Below are 19,685 nucleotides of genomic sequence, written 5' to 3' on the forward strand. Positions count from 1 at the left end.
CCGGTCAGGGGAGGTACGCCACCTCCGGGAAGGCGGCCGACGGACCGTCAAGCAGTCGGCTGGGCCGCCGGCGCAGGTGCCGGTCGAAGAAGGCGAGCGGGTAGGCCTGCTGGATCCGCACCGCGCGCCCGGGGTCCAGGGTGCCGGTCATGCTGCGCAGCTGTGCGTCGCTGAGACCGGCCAGGCGGGCCAGTTGCGGGGCCAGGTACTGGACGTCGGTGTACGAGGCGTGCGCCGCGCCGGCGGCGCGCACGTCGAGCCGCCAGCCCTTGAGCCGTGACCAGAACTCGGCGACCGGGCGCTGGGTGGTCCGGGTGCACCGCGCGGTCAGCAGCATGAACGGGCGGTCCAGGTCGCCGGTGATCACCGGGTCCATCGTGCCGTCGAGGGCCAGGCCCGCCTTCACCCGCCGGTCGGCGGCCATGGTCAGGGCGGTGGCCGCGCCGCCCTTGGACCAGCCGAACATGCCGATCCGGTCCAGGTCGAGCGCCGCGCCCAGGCCCTCGGGCAGCTGCCGGCCGTCGGCGTCCGGGTTGCGGCCGGCGGCGAGCTCCTCGATCCGGTCCAGCAGGAACCGGACGTCCTCGGCGAAGCCCGCCGCGCCGGGCATGCGGGCTCCGTCCGGGGTGAGCACCCGCCCGTCCGGGAACTGGGTGAAGGAGTCGTTGGCGTGGTCCACGGTGACCACCAGGTAGCCGTGGCTGGCGAGCTCCTGGACCACGATGGTGGTGTCGGAGCGGTGGTCGTGCGCCCCGTGCGAGTGGACGACGACGGGCAGCGAGTGGCCCGGCCGGTGGACCGGGGCGCCGAGGTGACCGGCCGTCAGCGGACCGAGCGCGGAACTGGGCGGGAACCCGCCGGACGCCAGGAAGGCGCGCAGTGCGCCCGCGCCCATCCAGGGGGCGAGGGGGTGGTGTCCGGTCGGCCGCGCCGGGTACCACAGGCTCGCCATCAGCCGCAGCGGTGAGCCGGGGGTCGGGCCCGGGCGGGTCGGGTCGACCAGGGTCAGGTCCACGGTGCCCACGGGGTGGGGGCCGGTGGGCCGGGGGAGCACCAGGCGGGCGGATGTCGGTCGGATGGTAGCCGGCCGGGTGGCGCCGGCGGCGGCCCGGGCGGGGCGGGCCGGCAGGAGCGGTGCGGCGGTCCCGGCTCCCACGGCGGCGCCGAGCATCCGGCGGCGGCTGATGCCCGCCGGGCTGACGTTCCCTCGATCGGTGTGCGGCGTGCTGCTCATGGGTTCCTCCCAGCGCCGGGGTCCACTGCCTCGCCCGACACGGTGTCAGCCGGGAGGGGCCGGGCACATCCGCCCAGGGGTGACAGTGCGCGACCGCCGGCCAGCTGAGGGTGTAAGCCCGTGGTCGGAGTCCGGGCCGGGCGGGCCGGGTAAATCGATTGCCCGGGGTCGGGAGGGGCGCGCAGAATCGGGGCGTGATCCCTCGACGTGGTAGCCGCAGCCGTTCTGACGCCGTCGCACACATCGAGGATGACCATCGTGAACCAGAGCACTGCCGAGTACACGCCCGCTGACGAGCCCTCCTGGCTGCGTTGCCGGGTGCTCTCGTTCCTGTCCACCCCCTACTTCGACGACGTGCTCCGGGCCAAGCCCGTGATCGCCGCCCCCGGGTTCGAGCTGGTGGTGCGCGGGGGCGGCGGGGCGGTCGTCGGGATCATGGACGTCGCCGTCGAGGGGGAGCTGGCGACCGTCGAGACCGTCGCGGTCCACCCCGACCACCAGCGCCGGGGGATCGGGCGGGCGCTGTTCGCCGCGGCGCGCGAGCGGGCCCGGGCGGCGGGGGCCCGGACCCTGGACGCGTGGACCAGGGACGACCCGGACACGCTGGCCTGGTACCGGGCGATGGGGTTCGCCGAGAGCTCGCACTACCTGCACGTGTACGCCGACCGGTACACCGATCCGGGGGAGCCGGACCGGGCGGTCGCCGTGCAGTGGCCCGGGCTGCGGCCGATGGCGCTGTTCCTGCACGCCGCGCTCGCCGAGGAGCGGGCGATGCGCGAGCAGTTCGCCCGGGTGCACGTGTGCCGCCGGTTCGCGCTGGACCTCGGCGAGCGGTAGCCGGGCCCTGGCCGTTGAGCGGGCGTCAGGCCTCCGGGGCCGGCCGCTCCTGACCGTCCCCCTGGAGGGCCCGGGTCTCGGCCTTGAGGATGCGCATCGACTTGCCGAGGCCGCGGGCCATGTCGGGCAGCTTGCGGGAGCCGAAGAGCAGCACCACCACGGCCAGCATCAGGAGCAGGTGCCAGGGTTCAAGGGCGTTGCGCAGCATGGGGGTTGTTCCTCCTTGAGGTCAGGGGTGCGCGGTCGGCCCGGCGCAGCAGCAGGGCCGCGAGCAGGCCGCCGGCCAGGACGGTGGCGGCGCCGAGCAGTTGGGCGGTGCGGGCGGCCTCGCCGAAGGCGTGCACCAGGTCGGGGCGGCCCGCGCCGAGGGCCGTGTACGGCGAGTCGGCCGGGACACCGGCCGGGGCGAGGGCCGTGAAGCGGGCGTCGAGCACCGCGCCGAGCACGGCCACGCCGAGGCTGGCGCCGAGTTCGGCGGTCGCGCCGTCGATCCCGGCGCCGGCGCCCGCCTTCTCCGGTGGGATGGCGCCCAGCACGGCGGCCACCAGGGCGGGGTTGGCCAGCGCGCAGCCGGTGCCCATCAGCAGCAGGCCGACCGGCAGCGCACCCGTGACGGTGACCGCCAGGCCGGCGGCCAGCAGCGCCATGCCGAGGGCGATGGCGCCGGCGGTGCCGAGCCGGGCGATCAGCCTGGTCGACACGCCGGTCAGGTGCAGCAGCACGACGGTCAGCGCGAACGGCGCCATCCGCAGCCCGGCCGCCAACGGCGTGAGGCCGTGCACCAGTTGGAGCTGCTGGGTGAGCAGGAAGAGCGCGCCGGTGCTGCCCGCGGTGATCAGCAGCACCCCGCTGACCGCGCCGGTGAACCGGCGGTCCCGGAAGAACGCCAGATCGAGCATCGGCTGCGCCGTCCGGCGCTCCCAGCAGAGGAACCCGGTCAGGGCGGCCACCGCCACGGCCACCGTCGGCAGGTCGGGCCCGGCGGTGATCGCCCGGACCACGGACACCATGCCGACGGTGGAGAGCACCGCCCCGACCAGGTCGGGCCGCCCGTCGCGGCGGCCGTGCGACTCGGGCACCAGGCGCCGGGCGGCGAGCAGCCCGAGCAGCACCACCGGCAGGTTGGCCAGGAAGACCGCGCCCCACCAGAAGTGCGCCAGCAGCAGTCCGCCGATCGGCGGCCCGGCGGCGAAGCCGAGCGCGCTGACCATCGCCCAGACGGCGATCGCCCGGTCGCGCTCGGCGCCGTCGAAGACCTGCATCACCACGGCCAGGGTGGCGGTGGTGAGCAGCGCCCCGCCGACGCCCATCACCGCGCGGGCGGCGACCAGTTGGCCGGTGCCGCCGGCCAGGGCGGCGGCCAGCGACCCGGCGCCGAAGACCAGCAGGCCGGCCAGCAGCATCCGCCGCCGCCCGTACCGGTCGGCCGCCGCGCCGGCGGTGAGCAGCAGGCCGGCCTGGGCCAGCGAGTAGGCGGTGGTGATCCACTGCAGGGCGGGGGTGCCGGCGCCGAGGGCGCGGCCGAGCTCGGGCAGCGCGACGTTCAGCACGGTGTTGTCGAGCACCACCACCAGCTGCACCAGGCAGACCGTGCCGAGCACCGCCCAGCGGGCGCGTCCGCTGCTCACCGGGGCGCGAACGGGGCGAACGGGGCGATCGGGTTGGCCAGTTCGCCGACCAGTTGGAGTGCGCCCGAGGGGTCGGCCAGGTCGACCATCTGACGGTTGTTCCGCAGCTGGAGGCGGTTCAGGCAGGAGAGCTGGAAGGTCGGGGCGAAGGCGTCGAAGCGCGCGAACTTCTCCGCCAGCTCGGGCACCGCGGCCTGGTAGTCGGCGGTGCAGGCGGCCACGGTGCGCCAGAACTCCCGCTCCGTCAGAATGCCGGCCTCGTCCAGCAGGGCGGCCAGGTAGCGCAGCACGCCGTCGAAGACGTCGGTGAAGATCGACAGCAGTCGCATCTCCTCCGGCACCTCGGCGCGCACCCGCTCGACCTGGGGCGGCAGTTGGGCCTCCGGGTCCATCACCACGATCTCCTCGGCGAGGTCCTTGAAGATCGCCCGCCGCACCGTGCCCGCCTGGTCGAGCACCAGGATGACGTTCTCGCCGTGCGGCATGAAGGCCAGGTCGTGGGCGTAGAAGCAGTGCAGCAGCGGGGTCAGGTAGGCGTCCAGGTAGCGGCGCAGCCAGTCGGCGGGGGCCAGGCCGCTGCGCTCGACCAGCGCGGCGGCCAGCGGCCGGCCGTCCCGGTCGGTGTGCAGCAGCGAGGCCATGGTGGCCAGCCGCTCGCCGGGCGCCAGCCGGGGCACCGGGCTCTCCCGCCACAGTGCGGCGAGCATCTTGCGGTAGGGCGAGTAGCGGTCGGTGGCGGCCTCGTACTGGCGGTGCCGGTAGCCGATCGCGGCGTGCTCGCGGATGATGCTCAGGCCGGTGCCGCGCAGCACCTCGTCCCGCTCGATCAGCTCGGCCAGCCAGTCGTTGATCGCGGGGGTGGCCTCCATGTAGGCGGCCGAGAGTCCGCGCATGAAGCCCATGTTGAGCACCGACAGCGCGGTCTTGACGTAGTGCCGGTCCGGCCGGTCCTGGTTGAAGAAGGTGCGGATCGACTGCTGGGCCAGGTAGGCGTCGCTGCCCTCGCCGAGGAACACCAGGCGCTGGGCGGCGAGTTCGCCGGCGAAGCTGACCGAGAGCTTGTTGGTCCACTGCCAGGGGTGCACCGGGAACAGCAGGTAGTCGGCCGGGTCGAGGCCGCGCCCGGTCAGCGCGGCGGCGAACCGCTCCCGCTCGGCCAGGTCCAACTCCTGCTCGATCAGCGCCTGGTGGTCGAGGTCGGCGCAGCTGGTGAAGGTGGCGTGGTCGCGGTGCGCGGCCAGCCAGACCAGTCGCACGGGGCTGCCGGCCTCGGGCGCGTAGCGGTGGTACTCGGCGCCGTCGAAGCCGATCCGCCCGTTGTTGGCGACGAAGCCGGGGTGGCCCTCGGTCATCGCGGTCTCGATGGTCTGGAAGTCCGCGGCGGCCAGCTGATCGGCCGTCGGCTGCGGCTTGTCGAGCTTGTAGGCGCTGCCGGACAGGGTGCTGGCGATCTCCTCCAGGTAGACCGGCAGCACCTCGGCGGACAGGCCCAGGGTCTCCCGCAGCTCGATCACGAAGTCCGTGACGTCCAGCGGGAGTTCGGCGCCGTCGCGGTGCCGGGTGATCGAGTCGGCGGGGATCTGCCAGTGGTCCAGCGCGAGCAGCCGGGCGGCGAACCGGTACTCGGTGGCGCCGTCGTCGCTGCGCACGGCGTACCGGCCATCGGCCGACCGCTCGGGGGCCAGCAGCCGTTCGTGGCTGAACTCGGCCAGCGCCTTGCGCAGCAGCAGCCGGTTGGCCACCGCCCAGGTGTCGGGGCGCAGGTGGGCGACGGCGCTCTCCTCGGAGCGACACCGCCACGCGGCGGCTCCTCGGGCGGTGGCGGCGGCGAACTGCTCGCGGGTGCAGAAGCTCAGCAGCGCCTCCTTCTCGGGCTTGTGGATCGGGCCGGCCGGCTCGAACCCGACGGCGGCGTTGAGCCGGTGCACGGCGGTGTTGCGCACGTCGGGCTCGACCACCACCCGGCGGGCCGCCGGGTCCTCGAACAGGAAGGCCAGCACGGTGGTGATCACCGCGCGGGTGAAGCCGTGCACCGGCCGGTCGGTGGGCGCGCAGAGGAAGTGCATCCCGACGTCGCCCGGCTCCGGCTGGTAGAGGCCGACCAGCTCGACCTTCGCGGGGTCGTAGCGCTCGACCAGGAAGGCCGGCCGGCCGTCGAACAGGCCGAGGTAGGCGTCGTGGTCCGGGTGCTCGGCTATCTCCCGGTAGGCGTCGGTGACTTGGGCGCGGCTCTGACCTTGCATCAGCCAGAACTCGGCCTTCGGGTGGGTGACCCAGGAGTGCAGCAGTTCGGCGTCGGTGGCCAGGTCCAGCGGCCGGACGGCGAACCGTCCCAGGCGCGGGTCGGTGCGGGAGAACAGGGTGGTGCTCATGAATGGTCCTCGGATGTGGGGGAGTCAGGCGGCCGGGGCGCCGAACTCCTGGAAGGCGATGGTCTTCTCGATCGGGTAGACCTCGCGGCCGGTCAGCTCGCGGATGATCCACGAGTTGCGGTAGGGGCCCATGCCGAGGTCGGGCGAGGTGATGCTGTGGGTGTGGGTGCCGCCGTTCTGCAGGAAGACGCCCCGGCCGGTGGTGTCGATGCTGTAGTTGCGGGCCACGTCGAACCGGCCCCGGCCGTCGAAGCGGATCCGGTCGAGCACCGGCTCCAGGAACTCGGGGGTGCGGTAGCGGTAGCCGGTGGCGAGCACCAGGCCCTCGGTCTCCAGGGTGAAGTCCCGCTGCTGCTCGGCGTGGTGCAGGCCGAGGGTGTAGCGGCCGGCGGCCGCGTCGTGCTCGGCGGTGCGCAGTTCGGTGTGGGTGAACAGCCGGGTGGGCACCGGGCCGGTGACGCTCTTCTGGTACAGCAGGTCGTAGATGCTGTTGATCAGGTCCGCGTCGATGCCCTTGAACAGGCCCTTCTGCTCGGCCTCCAGGCGGTAGCGGGTGGCCTCGGGCAGCGCGTGGAAGTAGTCCACGTACTCGGGGGAGGTCATCTCCAGGGTGAGCTTGGTGTATTCGAGCGGGAAGAACCGGGGCGAGCGGGTCACCCAGGTCAGCCGGTAGCCGTGGGTGTCGGTGTCGGCCAGCAGGTCGTAGTAGATCTCGGCGGCGCTCTGGCCGCTGCCGACCACGGTGATGCTGCGCTTGCGCTGCAGCATCGGCTTGGCCTCCAGGTACTGGGAGTTGTGCACCAGGTCGCCGCCCAGGCCGGCGCAGGCCTCGGGCAGGTGCGGCGGGGTGCCGGTGCCCAGCACCAGGTGGCGGGCCCGGTGGCGCACCGGCCGGCCGGCCGCCGTCGAGGTGACGGTGTACAGCTGCTCGGCCTCGTCCCACTCCACCCGGGTCACCCGGTGGTCGAACCGCACGCTGGTCAGCTTGCCGGCGGCCCAGCGGCAGTAGGCGTTGTACTCGGCCCGCACCGGGTAGAACCGCTCGCGGATGTAGAACGGGTAGAGTCGGCCGGTCTCCTTCAGGAAGCTGAGGAAGGAGTAGGGCGAGGTGGGGTCGGCCAGGGTGACCAGGTCGGCCATGAACGGGGTCTGCAGGGTGGCGAAGTCCAGCAGCATGCCCGGGTGCCAGTCGAACTCGGACCGGCCCTCCAGGAACACCCCGTCCAACTCCGCCAGCGGGGCGGTCAGGCAGGCCAGACCGAGGTTGTAGGGGCCGAGGCCGATCGCGATGAAGTCGTGCGTGTGCATGGGGATCTCCCGGGATGTGACGGTGCGTCAGGCGGCGTCGGTCAGGCAGTGTCGGTCAGGCAGTGTCGGTCAGGAACGCCTCGGCGTGGCCGGCCAACAGGTCGAGCACCTCGGCGATGTCGGCGAGCGTGGTCTCGGGGTTGAGCAGGGTGAACTTCAGGAAGTGCCGGCCCTCGACGGTGGTGCCGGCCACCACCGCGGCGCCGGAGGCGGCCAGCGCCGCGCGGGCGTGCAGGTTGGCCCCGTCGGCCAGCGGGTGGGCGCCGTCCCCGGCGGGCAGGTAGCGGAAGACCAGGGTGGAGAGCTGGGAGCGGGTGACCACCTCGAAGCGCGGGTCGGCGGCGACCAGGTCGTGCGCGTCGGCGGCCCGGTCCAGCACCTCGTCGAAGAGCGCGCCGACGCCGTCCGCGCCCATCACCCGCAGGGTCAGCCAGAGTTTGAGCGCGTCGAAACGGCGGGTGGTCTGCAGTGACTTGTCGACCTGGTTGGGGATCCGCTGCTCCACCATCCGGGCCGGGTTGAGGTAGTCGGCGTGGTAGGTGGCGTGCCGCAGCACGGCCGCGTCGGCCACCACCAGGGCGCTCGAACTGACCGGCTGGAAGAAGGACTTGTGGTAGTCGACGGTCACCGAGGCGGCCCGTTCGATGCCGGCCAGCAGGTGCCGGCGGGTGGGGGAGACCAGCAGCCCGCAGCCGTAGGCGGCGTCCACGTGCAGCCAGGCCCCGGCGCGCTCGCACAGCTCGGCGAGGTCGGGCAGCGGGTCGATGGTGCCGAAGTCGGTGGTCCCGGCGGTGGCGACCACGGCCATCACCGGCCGGCCCTCGCGGCGGCAGCGCTCCAACTCGGCGGCCAGTGCCTCGGGCCGCATCCGGCGGTCCGCGTCGGTGGGCACGGTGACCACCGCGTCGGGTGCCAGGCCCAGCAGCTTGGCCGACTTCTGCACGCTGAAGTGCCCGGCGGCGGAGGCGAGGACGCGCAGCCGCGGCAGCAGCGCACGGTCGCCGCCGAGGCGGTGCAGCGCCTCCTCCCGGGCCAGCAGCAGGGCGTGCAGGTTGGACTGGCTGCCGCCGCTGGTGAACACCCCGTCGGCGCCGGGTCCGAAACCGATCCGGCCGGCCGTCCAGTCGATCAGCCGGCGCTCGATCAGGGTGCCGCCCGCGCTCTGGTCCCAGGTGTCCAGCGAGGAGTTGACGGCGCTGAGCACCGCCTCGCCGAGCAGCGCGGGGATCACCACCGGGCAGTTCAGGTGGGCGAGGTAGCGCGGGTGGTGGAAGTAGACCGCGTCGCGCAGGTAGACCTGCTCCAACTCGGCCAGCGCGGCGCCCGGGTCGTGCAGCGGGCGGTCCAGGTCGACGGCGTCGACCCGGGGCGCGAGCTGCTGCGGCGTGACGCCGGTGAACGGTCCGTCGACCCGGGCGACCTGCTCGGCCACGGTCGCGACGCCGGCCGCGAGCGATTCGCGGTAGGCGTCCAGGGTGCGGGAGTTGAAGAGGTGCGCGCGGGCGGTGGCGGCATTGCCCGCGGCGGCGGTCGGCGCTGCGGTGCTGGTACGGGGGCTCATGTCGTCTGGATCTCTTCTGTGGAAGGGGGAGTGGCGGGCGGGGCTCAGCCCTCGGCGGCTGCGGCGGCCTCTTCGGCGCGCAGCTGCTCCTCGGTCGCGCCGCGGCGCCAGTAGCCGGAGAACTTCACCTGTTCGCGGGCGAAGCCGCGTTCGCGGACCAGGTGGCGGCGCAGCGTGGTGACCATCGTGGACTCGCCGGCCAGCCAGGCGTACGGGGTGCCGGCGGGCAGCTCGGCGCGGGCGACGGCCTCGGCGGGGCTGCCCGCGCCGCCTGCCGCGCCGCCGACCAGCCAGTGCAGTTCGCAGTCCGGCGGGGTGTCCAGGTCCTGGATGTCGGCGGCGTCGGGGACCTCGATCCAGGCCCGCACCGGCAGCCGCGGCGGCAGCCACTCCAGGATCGCGCCGAGCGCGGGCAGGGCCGTGACGTCGCCGGCCAGCAGCACCCAGTCGGTGTCGGCGGGCGGGTGGAAGGTGACGCTGCGGTTGTCGGCCACGGCGGGGCCGATCAGCACCACCCGGTCGCCGGGCCGGGCCGCGGCGGCCCAGCGGGCGGCCGGTCCGGCGGGCTGGTGGAGCGCGAAGTCCACGTCCAGCTCGGCGGGTTCGGGCCGGTGCGCGCGCACGGTGTAGGAGCGCATGACGGCCCGTTCGTCCTCGGGCAGTTCGCGCCAGCCGGTGAACCAGTCCTCGCCGGCCTCGATCGGCAGCAGCGGTTCGGGCTGGCCGGGGTGCGGCAGGAAGAGCGAGAAGCTCTGGTCGCGGCCGCCGCCGGCGTAGCCGCGCAGTTCCGCGCCGCCGAGGGTGACCCGGACCAGGGTCGGTCCGAGTCGGCGGGTGCGCAGCACGGCGGCCCGGTAGAACCGGTACTGGCCGTAGAGCAGCGGTCGGTCGGCGGCGGCGCCTGCCGCGGGGCCGGCCATCAGCCGACCTTCTTGGCGCTCTGCACGGCCTTGGCGAGGCGCTCCAGCAGCGGGGCGGCGCCCGCGTAGGAGAACCGGGGGACCGAGCTCCACGGGGTGACCTGGCCGGCCCGTACGGCCGGCAGCGCGGCCCAGGTCGGCTTGGCGGCCAGGTCCTTGGGCTGCAGCTGGGTGCCGCGGTCGTCCAGCAGGATCAGGTCGGCGCCGTACTTGCCGGCATTCTCCCAGCTGAGGCTCTCGAAGTAGTCGCCGGCGTCGAGCTTGTCGGGCTGCACGAACTCGACGCCGAGCTGGGCGAAGTAGATCAGGTCGGTGCTGATCTTCGGGTTGGAGACGTAGAACAGGTCGGGGCTGCCGGAGGCGGCCATCACCTTGATGCCGCCGGCGGCCTTGGCGGCCTGGCGCAGCGACTCGGCGGCGGCCTCGAACCGGGCCTTGGCGTCCGTCACCTTCTTGGCGCCCAGGTCGGCGCCGAGCGAGGCGGCGAGGTTGGCGTAGTGCTCGATGGGCTGGGTGATCGGCACCCGCGCCACCGTGATGCCGGCGACGGTCGGGTTGACCTGGAGGATCTTCTGCTTGCTCTCCTCCGGCACGTACCAGAAGGCGCCCGGGTCGTACATGTGGGTGACCATCAGGTCGGGCCGCAGGGCCGCGTACTTCTCGATGTCGAACTCGCCGTAGGCGTTGCCGATGATCGTCACCTTGTCCACGGCCAGGTCGCCGGCCTGCGGGTCGGCCTTGCCGTCCGCCCCCTTGGTCTCGCCGAAGACGCCGACGATCTGGCTGTCCAGGCCGAAGTCGACCAGCGCGGCGGCGGTGCCGGTGAAGGCGACGATCCGGCTGGGCACGGCGGGGGCGGTGAGCTGCTTGGGCTGGTCGTCGGTGAAGGTCCAGGGGCCCTTCGGCGCGGAGCCGCCCGGGGCCGCGCCCGTTTTCGACCCGCTGCCGCCGCAGGCGGCGAGCAGGGTGCCGACGGCCGCGGCGCCTCCGGCGGCGAGCAGGCCGCGACGGGAGAGTCGAGAAGGGCTGGAGATGTGCATGACGAAAGGACCCTTTCGCAGGGACAGCAGAAGTGCGGGGGACGGGGCTTCGAACGGCCCGTCAGCGAGCTTAGGCTAACCTAACCTAAGTCAGAAGATAGGTTAACCTAACCTAAGTTTCCGCCGGGGGCTGCGGCCCCGTGACCAGCCTCGGAGTCCTTCCGTGACCGTTGCCAACTCCACGCTGTCGAGGGCGACTTCACCAGCCCGACGGCAGTGGGCCGTGGTGCTCGCCGTCGCAGCGCTGCTGCTCGTCGTCCTGGTGCTGAGCCTGGGGGTCGGCGCCAAATCGCTGAGTCCCGCTCAGGTCTGGCACGGACTGCTCGAACCGGGCGCACCCGACTACACGGTGGTGCACCGGCTGCGACTGCCCCGCACCCTGCTCGGCCTGCTGGTCGGCGCCGGACTCGGCCTGGCCGGCGGCCTGATGCAGGCGCTGACGCGCAATCCGCTCGCCGACCCCGGCCTGCTCGGCATCAACGCCGGCGCCTCCGCCGCCGTCGTCACCGCCACCGCCCTCCTCGGAGTGGCGACCTTCGACGGCTACGTCTGGTTCGCGCTCGCCGGGGCGGCCGCCGTCGCCGTGCTGGTCTACGTGGTCGGCGGCGGCCGCACCGCCACCCCCGCCCGGCTCGCGCTGGCCGGCGCCGCGCTCAACGCCACCCTCTACTCCTACGTCAGCGCGCTGATGCTGCTCGACTCCGCCTCGCTGGAGCGGATGCGGCTGTGGACGGTCGGCTCGCTCGCCGACGCCCGCCCGCAGACCGTGGCCAAGGTGCTGCCGTTCCTGCTCTGCGGGCTGGTGCTGGCGCTGGCCCTGGCCCGGCCGCTGAACGCGCTCGCCCTCGGCGACGACACCGCCCGCGCCCAGGGCGCCCGCCCGGAACGCGTGCGCGCGCTGACGGTGCTGGCGATCACCCTGCTCTGCGGGGCGGCCACCGCGGCCTGCGGGCCGATCGTCTTCCTCGGCCTGATGGTGCCCCACCTCGCGCGCGCCCTGGCCGGCCCCGACCTGCGCCGCCTGCTGCCCTGCTGCGTGCTGCTCGCGCCGGCGCTGCTGCTGGGGGCCGACGTGCTCGGGCGGGTGCTCGGTCGGCCGGGCGAGGTGCAGGTGGGCGTGGTGACGGCGGTGCTCGGCGGACCGTTCTTCCTGCTGCACGCCCGCCGGGGCAAGGGGGTCGGGGCATGAACGGCTTCGTCAAGGTCCGGCCGCGCGGGATCGCGGCGGGCGCGGGGTGCGTGGCGGCCGCACTGGCCCTCGCCGTGCTGGCACTGGGCAGCGGCAGCTACCCGATCAGCCCCGGGGAGGTGCTGCGGGTGCTGTTCGGCGGGGGAACGCCGGCCGAACACTTCGTCATCGAGGAACTGCGGCTGCCACGGGTGGTGACCGCGCTGGTGGTCGGTGCCGCACTGGCCCTGGCCGGCGCGCTGTTCCAGTCGCTGACCCGCAATCCGCTGGGCAGCCCCGACATCCTCGGCTTCACCGAGGGCGCCGCCACCGGAGCGCTGCTGGCCGTGCTGGCCGGCGGCGGCAGCTGGGCGCTGGCCGGCGGCGCACTGGCCGGCGGAGTGCTCGCGGGCGCGGCCGTCGCCGGGCTGGCCTGGCGCGGCGGACTGCACAGCGGCCGACTGGTGCTGGTCGGCATCGGCACGGCGGCGATCCTCACCGGCGTCAACGGCTACCTGCTGACCCGGGCCCAACTCACCGACGCGGCACGGGCGCTGCTCTGGCTGACCGGCAGCCTGGACGGCCGGGGCTGGGACAACGCGCTGCCCCCGCTGCTCGGCCTGCTGCTGATCGCCCCGCCGGCCCTGCTGCTCTGCGGGCCCGCGCTGCGGATCCTGGAGCTGGGCGACGACACCGCCGCCGGGCTGGGCGTGCGGGTCGAGCGGGTGCGGCTGACCCTGCTCGCCGCCGCCACGGTGCTGGCCGCGCTGGCCGCCTCGGCCGCCGGACCGGTCTCCTTCGTCGCGCTGACGGCCCCCCAGCTGGCCCGCCGGCTCACCCGCTCACCCGGCCCCAACCTGCTGGCCGCGATGCCGGTGGGCGCAGCCCTGCTGGTCGGCGCCGACTGGCTCGCCCAGCACCTGCTCGCCGACCGGCAGCTGCCCGTCGGCGTGGTGACCGGCGTGCTCGGCGGCGGCTACCTGATCTGGCTGCTCAGCACGCAGCGTCGAGCGGGCCGACTCTGAGCGCCGCTCAGCCGCTGATGACCCGTCAGCCGCTCAGCCGCTGACCACCCGTCAACTCTCTCGAAAGAACGCCATGCCCACCACCCCGCGCCTGCGCGCCGACTCGCTCACCCTCGCCTACGAGCGCCGCACCATCGCCCGCGACCTCAGCATCGACATCCCCGACGCCTCCTTCACCGTGATCGTCGGCCCCAACGCCTGCGGCAAGTCCACCCTGCTGCGCGCCCTCGCCCGCACCCTGCGCCCCACCGCCGGCACCGTGCTGCTGGACGGCCAGGACATCGCCTCCCGGCCCGCCAAGCAGGTCGCCCGCACCCTCGGCCTGCTGCCGCAGACATCCATCGCCCCCGACGGGATCACCGTCGCCGACCTGGTCAGCCGCGGCCGCTACCCGCACCAGGGCCTGCTGCGCCAGTGGTCCGAGCGCGACGAACGGGTGGTGCGCGAGTCGATGGCCGCCACCGGCGTCGCCGAACTCGCCGACCGCACCGTCGACGAGCTCTCCGGCGGCCAGCGCCAGCGGGTCTGGATCGCCATGGCCCTCGCCCAGGAGACCCCGCTGCTGCTGCTCGACGAACCCACCACCTTCCTCGACATCACCCACCAGGTCGAACTGCTCGACCTCTGCGCCCGGCTGCACGAGGAACAGGGCCGCACCCTGGTCGCCGTGCTGCACGACCTCAACCAGGCCGCCCGCTACGCCAGCCACCTGATCGCCATGCGCGACGGACAGGTGCTGGCCGCCGGCCCGCCCGGCGAGATCGTCACCGCCGAACTGGTCGAGCGGGTCTTCCACCTCCCCTGCCGGGTGATCGACGACCCCGAGACCGGCACCCCGCTGGTGATCCCGCGCGCCCGGGTGGCGGTGGCCCGGTGAACGCCCGGGTGCACCGCGACGACTGGGGCGTCCCGCACCTGCGCGCCGACGACCACCTGGAGCTCGCCCGCGCCCAGGGCGCCAACGCCGCCACCGACCGCGCCTGGCAGCTGGAGGTCGAACGGCACCGCGCCCAGGGCAGCTCGGCCGCCTTCCTCGGACCCGCCGAGCTCGACTGGGACCGCTTCGCCCGCCGGGCCCGGCTCGTCGACACCGCCCGCCGCTGCTTCGAACGGCTCGACCCGGACACCGCCGCCTGGGTCCGCGCCTACGTGGCCGGCGTCAACTCCGCGCTCCCGCAAGCCGCCTCGGCCGCACCGGAGTTCGCCCGGACCGGCCTGGCGGCCGGCCGCTGGGAGCCGTGGACCCCGCTGGCGCTCTGGCTCTCGCACCACGTGCTGTTCGCCGGCCTGCCCGCCAAGCTGTGGCGCGAGCGCGCGGCCGCCGTGCTGGGGGAGGAGGCCCTCGGGTACTTCGCCACCGACGGCCCCGCCACCTCCGGCAGCAACGGCTGGCTGGTCACCGGCGAGCGCACCGCCACCGGCGCGGCCCTGATCGCCGGCGACCCGCACCGCTTCATCGAGGACCCGGGCCTCTACCAGCAGATCCGGCTGGCCTGCCCCGAGTACGACGTGATCGGCCTCGCCGTCCCCGGCGTCCCCGGCATCGCGCACTTCGGCCACACCGGCGGCGTCGCCTGGGCCATCACCAACGCGATGGCCGACTACCAGGACCTCTACCGCGAACGCCTGCGCCGCACCGACCACGGCGTCGAGGCCCTGGGCCCCGACGGCTGGCGGCCCGCCCACGCGCACACCGAGCGCATCCAGGTGGCCGGCGCACCCGACGTCGAGGTCGAGGTGATCGAGACCGAACGCGGCCCGGTGGTGCTCGGTGAGGACCTGAGCCTGCGCCACCCGCCGCGGGTCACCGGCGAGTTGGGATTCGCCACGCTGCCCGCGCTGCTGCGCGCCCGCACCGTCGCCGAACTGGACGCCGCCCTGGAGCACTGGGTCGAACCGGTCAACGTGGTGCTCGCCGCAGACACCGCCGGCGCCACCCTGCACCGCGTCGCCGGCCGGGTGCCGCGCCGCGACCGCGCCAACCTGCTGCGCCCCGTGCCGGCCTGGCTCGCCCGGCACGCCTGGACCGGCTGGCACCACCCGCTGCCGCGCGCCGAGGTGACCGGGCACGCCGTGATGGCCAACGCCCGCGGGCTCGCCGCACCGCTCGGCGTCGAGTTCGCCGCGCCGCACCGCGCCGAACGGATCGACGAGTTGCTCCGCGCCGACGACCGGTGGACCGCCGAGGCCATGGCGAGCGTCCACACCGACACCCGCCTCGCCGCCGCCGAACCGCTGCTGCGTCTGCTCGCCCGGCAGACCGGCCTGACCGCCGAGGCCGCCGAACTTCGCGACCAACTGCTCGACTGGGACCGGCGGATGGCCGCCGACTCGGTCGCCGCCGGCCGCTTCGCCGCGCTGCGCTCGGCCGTGGTGCGGGCGGTCGCCGCACTCCCGGTGCTCGCCCCGCTCGCCGAACCCGGCGGCCACCCGGCCCTGTTCGCGCCCTGGCTCTCGCTCACCGCCCGGGTCGGCTTCGCCCTGGAACACCTGCTGGTCCCCGGCCGGCTGCCCGGCCTGGACCCGGCGGCCGTGGTCCGCGCCGCCCTGGACCAGGTGGCCGGCCAGCCCGCCCGCGCCTGGGGCGAGACCCACCGCCTCGCCCCCTGGCGGGCGGTGGCCGACCCCGACTGGACCGAGCCCCCGCTCGGCGGCGACCACGACTGCGTGCTCGCCACCACCAGCGTCCCCGGGATCACCGACCGGTGCGGGCGGGCCAGCGCCGCCCGCTACGCCTGGGACCTCGCCGACCGGTCCGCCAGCCGCTGGGTGGTCCCGCTCGGCGCCGGCGGCCCCGGCCACCGCCACGACCAACTCCCGCTCTGGCTGAGCGGCCGGCTCATCCCCGCGACCACCCAGGAGAACCCGTGACCACCTCCCGGCAGGACCCTCCCACCTTCCAGTGGACCGTCCCCGGCTTCGGCGCCCTGCTGCTGCGCCCGCTCGACCCCGACGGCGACGCGGCCGTCGTGCACTCCTGGGTGGACGACGAACGCGCCCGGTTCTGGGGCATGGTGGGCCACACCCGCGAACAGGTGCGCGAGGTCTACGCCTACCTCGACTCGCTCACCACCCATCACGCCCACCTGCTGCTGCGCGAGGGCGAACCGGTCGCGCTCTTCCAGACCTACCAGCCCGAGCACGACCCGCTCGGCGAGCACTACCCCGTCCAGGACGGCGACTTCGGCGTCCACCTGCTGATCGCGCCGACCACCGGCGAGCCGAGGCCGGGCCACACCGCCGTGCTGATCGGCGCACTGCTCGCCGCCGTGCTCACCGACCGGGGCGTGCGCCGGATCGTCGCCGAGCCGGACAGCCGCAACGAGGCCTCGATCGCCCGGCTGCGCCGCACCGGCTTCCAGCCCGGTCCGGAGGTGCAGTTGGAGCACAAGCGGGCCCGACTGCTGTTCCTGGCGCGCGAGGACGCCGAGCGGTTCTGCGCGGAGGTCCTGCCGGCCGCTCCGGTTCCCAGCTGACGCACAGTCCCTCCAACTCTCCACCGCAGGAAGGCGACAACTCGTCCCCGTTCCCTCCGGGGGTGCTGCGCCGAGGAGTTGATGCCCTTACCAGTCGGACGCTGACCTGGCGTCACGTCCGGGGCGGGATGCCGTGGGGCCGGGCGCTCGCGGTGCAGGTGGCGGCGGTGCGGGGTGGCGGCGGCCGGTGGCGGGCGGGCACGGTCCGTCAACGCTCCTAGGGAATCCCAAGGTTGAGTTCTGCCCAGGCTCTTGTTGGCCTGCACATGACTGACTTAGCCTCATCGAGAGCCGCCCGACCGAACGGTGCTTCGGGCGGCTGTCGACCCCCACCACCCCGGGCCACCCCCATGGCCCGAGATGAACGCACCTCGCGCGCCCCCCACGTTGACCTGCCGTCACAGGAGGCACTCCCTTGTTCCGCACCCCCACCACCGCCCGGGCGGCCCGGATCGCGCTCGCCCTCACCGGCACCGCAGCCCTGGGCCTGTCCGCCCTCGCCACCGCCGCACCCGCCGGCGCCGCCAACGCACCCTCCTGGGTGCGGTCCTGCGCCGTCCTGCGGGCCGGTGACACGATGGCGTGCAACGCGCTGAAGGTCACCGACGTCGCCCAGGCCCACCCGCTCGGCGTCACCCCGAACGCCACCCCCAGCGGCTTCGGGCCCAGCGACCTGCGCAGCGCCTACAACCTGCCGGCCAACGGCGGCGCGGGCCAGACCGTCGCCATCGTGGACGCCTACAACGACCCGAGCGCCGCGGCCGACCTCGCCGTCTACCGCGCGCAGTACGGCCTGCCCGCCTGCACCGTGGCGAACGGCTGCTTCAAGCAGGTCAGCCAGACCGGCAGCACCACCTCGCTGCCGTCCGACGACAGCGGCTGGGCGGGCGAGATATCCCTCGACCTCGACATGGTCTCGGCGATCGCGCCCAACGCCCACATCATCCTCGTCGAGGCCAGCAGCGCCAGCATGGGCGACCTCGGCACCTCGGTCAACGAGGCCGTCAAGCTGGGCGCCAAGTTCGTCTCCAACAGCTACGGCGGCGGCGAGTCCTCGGCCGACACCTCCTACGACGCCAGCTACTTCAACCACCCGGGCGTCGCGATCACCGTCTCCTCCGGCGACAGCGGCTACGGCGTCGAGTACCCGGCCGCCTCCAAGTACGTCACGGCGGTCGGCGGCACCTCGCTCAAGAAGGCCTCCAACAGCCGCGGTTGGACCGAGTCGGTGTGGTCCACCAGCAGCAGCGAGGGTGCCGGCTCCGGCTGCTCCCGGTACGACGCCAAGCCGACCTGGCAGAAGGACACCGGCTGCGCCAAGCGCACCGTGGCCGACGTCTCGGCGGTCGCCGACCCGGCCACCGGCGTCGCGGTCTACCAGACCTACGGCGGCTCCGGCTGGAACGTCTACGGCGGCACCAGCGTCGCCTCGCCGATCATCGCGGCGGTCTACGCCGACGCGGGCGCGCCGCACGCGGCGATCCCGGCGGCCGACGCCTACGCCCACCCGGGCTCGCTGAACGACGTCACCACCGGCAAGACCGCCACCTGCTCGCCGGCCTACCTGTGCACCGCCGGCAAGGGCTACGACGGCCCGACCGGCCTCGGCACCCCGAACGGCCTGGCGGCCTTCACCGGCTGACGCCGCGCTGCTTCTGCGGGCCCGTGGGCCCGGACCGCACGCCGGTCCGGGCCCACGGGCCGTTCACGTTGTTGGGCGGCTCGGGCGGAAGCGGTCGTGCCGGTGCGCCGGAGCGTCGGTAAGGTGCGACCAACCCCCGTGCTCCAGTCGACGGGTGGTCGAATTCGATCACAAGTGCACTGTCGTACCGTCCGGCTGACATTCCGTCACATCATCCTCGTGGCAAGTATTCTCATCTCGCGGCCGCGCGGCCCACGATGGGCGCCCGCCGGAGAGGACGGAACGCGTGACCGAGCCGGACTGGGCGCTGGCCGCAGGCAGGCACCCGCGCCTGACCTTCGCCGCCTTCTGCGAGACGCACGAGCTGGTCTGGACCCGCTTCGCCCGGGCCGGACGCCTCGGCGAGCCGGACGTCCGCCGGGTCGTCACGAGGACCAGGGAACACCTCTGGCAGGCCTGGCCCATCGCCCTGCGCGAGCACAGCACCGCCGCCTACGCCTGGCGGCTGCTCAAGGAGGCGATCGCCGTCGTCACCGCCGAACGGGACGCGGGCGGCGCCCGCGAGCCCGCCGGCGACGAGCAGCCCTGGCAGGAGGCGGCCTGCGCCACCGTCGACCGCATCGGCCTGCGAGTGCGCACCTGGCAGGAGAAGCTGGCCGTCCACGACGCCCTCGGCAGGCTGTCCGAACGCCACCACGACGTACTCGTCCTCAGCTACGGCCTCGGCCTGCCCGACCGCCGGATCGCCGACTACCTGGACACCACCGAGGCCGACGTCCGCGCCCGACTGCGCCGCGCCCGCGCCACACTGGAACGCACCTTCGGCTCCGAGCAGCCGCCCGGGAGCCCGAGATGACCACGAGCCAGGCCGAGACCGTTTACTGGCGGCGCCTGACCGCCGCACCCGCCCCCTACCCGAGCGCCCACCAGCAGGCCGGACACGAACTCGACCTGCTGTGCTCGCTGATCCTGGCCGCACCCGCCGCCGCACCCGCGATCGAGCAACTCGCCGACCACGGCCACGACCAGCCCGAGGGCGCCCTCGTCCTCGGCGCCCTGCTCCACCTGGCCGGCCACCGGGACGGCTCCCGGTTCTGGTGGGAGTTCGCGGCCGGCGGCGGCTCGCACACCGCCGCCTCCTGCCTGAGCCTCCATCACCACAGCCTCGGCGAACCCCGGGACGGCGACTTCTGGCGCTCGCAGGCCGAGCAGCTCGCCCGCCGCCCCCGCCCCGCCCGCCGCTCGCCCGCCGTGCCCCGCCCCCTGGTCCCGCACGCCGTCCGCGCCGACCTGCTGGCCCGCTGCCAGGAAGGCCTCGACGTGCGCCTGCCACCCCGCATCCTCGCCGCGATCGGTCAGCTGCCGGTGGACGACGACGAGGACCACGGCGAGGTCCCCCGCTCCCACCCGGACCTGGTCCACTGGCTCGCCGGGGCCTGACCGGTCGGTCTTGCCGCGCGGAAAGCCTTGGAGG

General features: G+C 74.3%; 17 protein-coding genes and 1 pseudogene. 9 read left to right on the forward strand and 9 right to left on the reverse strand.

Annotated elements, in window-relative coordinates; translation table 11 throughout:
* Nucleotides 1–4 precede the first annotated feature (4 nt).
* A complete protein-coding gene (locus FHX73_RS27345) occupies nucleotides 5–1,234 on the reverse strand; it encodes an alpha/beta hydrolase family protein (protein ID WP_145908574.1) in 1,230 nt (409 codons plus the stop codon).
* 258 nt (nucleotides 1,235–1,492) lie between these two features.
* Between FHX73_RS27345 and FHX73_RS27350 the strand changes: the two genes are divergently transcribed.
* The gene (locus FHX73_RS27350) at nucleotides 1,493–2,071 is read left to right on the forward strand and encodes a GNAT family N-acetyltransferase (RefSeq protein ID WP_246213906.1); all 579 of its coding nucleotides are present in this window, start codon (nucleotides 1,493–1,495) and stop codon (nucleotides 2,069–2,071) included.
* A gap of 25 nt (nucleotides 2,072–2,096) precedes the next feature.
* Here the strand turns inward: FHX73_RS27350 and tatA are convergent, their stop codons facing one another.
* From tatA to FHX73_RS27385, 8 genes and pseudogenes are all read right to left on the reverse strand, one after another.
* Complete coding sequence (gene tatA, locus FHX73_RS27355) at nucleotides 2,097–2,279, reverse strand: Sec-independent protein translocase subunit TatA (protein ID WP_145908576.1); 183 nt, start codon at nucleotides 2,277–2,279, stop codon at nucleotides 2,097–2,099.
* The gene (locus FHX73_RS27360; RefSeq protein ID WP_145908577.1) at nucleotides 2,260–3,699 is read right to left on the reverse strand and encodes an MFS transporter; all 1,440 of its coding nucleotides are present in this window, start codon (nucleotides 3,697–3,699) and stop codon (nucleotides 2,260–2,262) included. Before FHX73_RS27360 ends, tatA begins: the two co-directional genes overlap by 20 nt.
* On the reverse strand, nucleotides 3,696–5,462 hold the full coding sequence (locus FHX73_RS27365) for an IucA/IucC family protein (RefSeq protein ID WP_246213973.1): 1,767 nt from the start codon (nucleotides 5,460–5,462) through the stop codon (nucleotides 3,696–3,698). The genes FHX73_RS27360 and FHX73_RS27365 overlap by 4 nt, the downstream gene beginning before the upstream one ends.
* A 129-nt stretch (nucleotides 5,463–5,591) precedes the next feature.
* Nucleotides 5,592–6,071: pseudogene (locus tag FHX73_RS46470) on the reverse strand (GNAT family N-acetyltransferase); the annotation flags it as partial.
* Between the two features lie 24 nt (nucleotides 6,072–6,095).
* Complete coding sequence (locus tag FHX73_RS27370; RefSeq protein WP_145908579.1) at nucleotides 6,096–7,379, reverse strand: lysine N(6)-hydroxylase/L-ornithine N(5)-oxygenase family protein; 1,284 nt, start codon at nucleotides 7,377–7,379, stop codon at nucleotides 6,096–6,098.
* A 55-nt stretch (nucleotides 7,380–7,434) separates the two neighbouring features.
* Nucleotides 7,435–8,940, reverse strand: coding sequence for a pyridoxal phosphate-dependent decarboxylase family protein (locus FHX73_RS27375; RefSeq protein WP_145908580.1), 1,506 nt, complete (start codon nucleotides 8,938–8,940; stop codon nucleotides 7,435–7,437).
* Between the two features lie 44 nt (nucleotides 8,941–8,984).
* Entirely contained in the window at nucleotides 8,985–9,860 is an 876-nt protein-coding gene (locus tag FHX73_RS27380; protein WP_145908581.1) for a siderophore-interacting protein, read from the reverse strand.
* Entirely contained in the window at nucleotides 9,860–10,900 is a 1,041-nt protein-coding gene (locus tag FHX73_RS27385) for an ABC transporter substrate-binding protein (RefSeq protein WP_145908582.1), read from the reverse strand. The genes FHX73_RS27380 and FHX73_RS27385 overlap by 1 nt, the downstream gene beginning before the upstream one ends.
* 184 nt (nucleotides 10,901–11,084) lie before the next feature.
* Here FHX73_RS27385 and FHX73_RS27390 point away from each other — a divergent pair, with 184 nt between their 5' ends.
* From FHX73_RS27390 to FHX73_RS27425, 8 genes are all read left to right on the forward strand, one after another.
* On the forward strand, nucleotides 11,085–12,089 hold the full coding sequence (locus FHX73_RS27390; protein ID WP_425461457.1) for a FecCD family ABC transporter permease: 1,005 nt from the start codon (nucleotides 11,085–11,087) through the stop codon (nucleotides 12,087–12,089).
* Complete coding sequence (locus tag FHX73_RS27395) at nucleotides 12,086–13,093, forward strand: FecCD family ABC transporter permease (protein ID WP_145908583.1); 1,008 nt, start codon at nucleotides 12,086–12,088, stop codon at nucleotides 13,091–13,093. Before FHX73_RS27390 ends, FHX73_RS27395 begins: the two co-directional genes overlap by 4 nt.
* A 73-nt stretch (nucleotides 13,094–13,166) precedes the next feature.
* Nucleotides 13,167–13,970: an ABC transporter ATP-binding protein gene (locus FHX73_RS27400; RefSeq protein ID WP_145908584.1), complete on the forward strand. Its 804-nt coding sequence runs from the start codon at nucleotides 13,167–13,169 to the stop codon at nucleotides 13,968–13,970.
* Nucleotides 13,967–15,964 (forward strand): penicillin acylase family protein, encoded by a 1,998-nt coding sequence (locus tag FHX73_RS27405; RefSeq protein WP_145908585.1) that lies wholly within the window; start codon nucleotides 13,967–13,969, stop codon nucleotides 15,962–15,964. Before FHX73_RS27400 ends, FHX73_RS27405 begins: the two co-directional genes overlap by 4 nt.
* Nucleotides 15,961–16,569 carry a GNAT family N-acetyltransferase gene (locus FHX73_RS27410; protein ID WP_145908586.1) on the forward strand — a complete coding sequence of 203 codons (609 nt, stop codon included), beginning with the start codon at nucleotides 15,961–15,963 and terminating at the stop codon, nucleotides 16,567–16,569. The genes FHX73_RS27405 and FHX73_RS27410 overlap by 4 nt, the downstream gene beginning before the upstream one ends.
* Before the next feature lie 415 nt (nucleotides 16,570–16,984).
* Nucleotides 16,985–18,211, forward strand: coding sequence for a S53 family peptidase (locus FHX73_RS27415; protein ID WP_145908587.1), 1,227 nt, complete (start codon nucleotides 16,985–16,987; stop codon nucleotides 18,209–18,211).
* Between the two features lie 286 nt (nucleotides 18,212–18,497).
* Nucleotides 18,498–19,067, forward strand: coding sequence for a sigma factor-like helix-turn-helix DNA-binding protein (locus FHX73_RS46475; protein ID WP_246213908.1), 570 nt, complete (start codon nucleotides 18,498–18,500; stop codon nucleotides 19,065–19,067).
* A complete protein-coding gene (locus FHX73_RS27425) occupies nucleotides 19,064–19,651 on the forward strand; it encodes a hypothetical protein (protein ID WP_246213909.1) in 588 nt (195 codons plus the stop codon). The genes FHX73_RS46475 and FHX73_RS27425 overlap by 4 nt, the downstream gene beginning before the upstream one ends.
* Nucleotides 19,652–19,685: the final 34 nt, after the last annotated feature.

Source organism: Kitasatospora viridis (assembly GCF_007829815.1).
GTDB lineage: Bacteria > Actinomycetota > Actinomycetes > Streptomycetales > Streptomycetaceae > Kitasatospora > Kitasatospora viridis.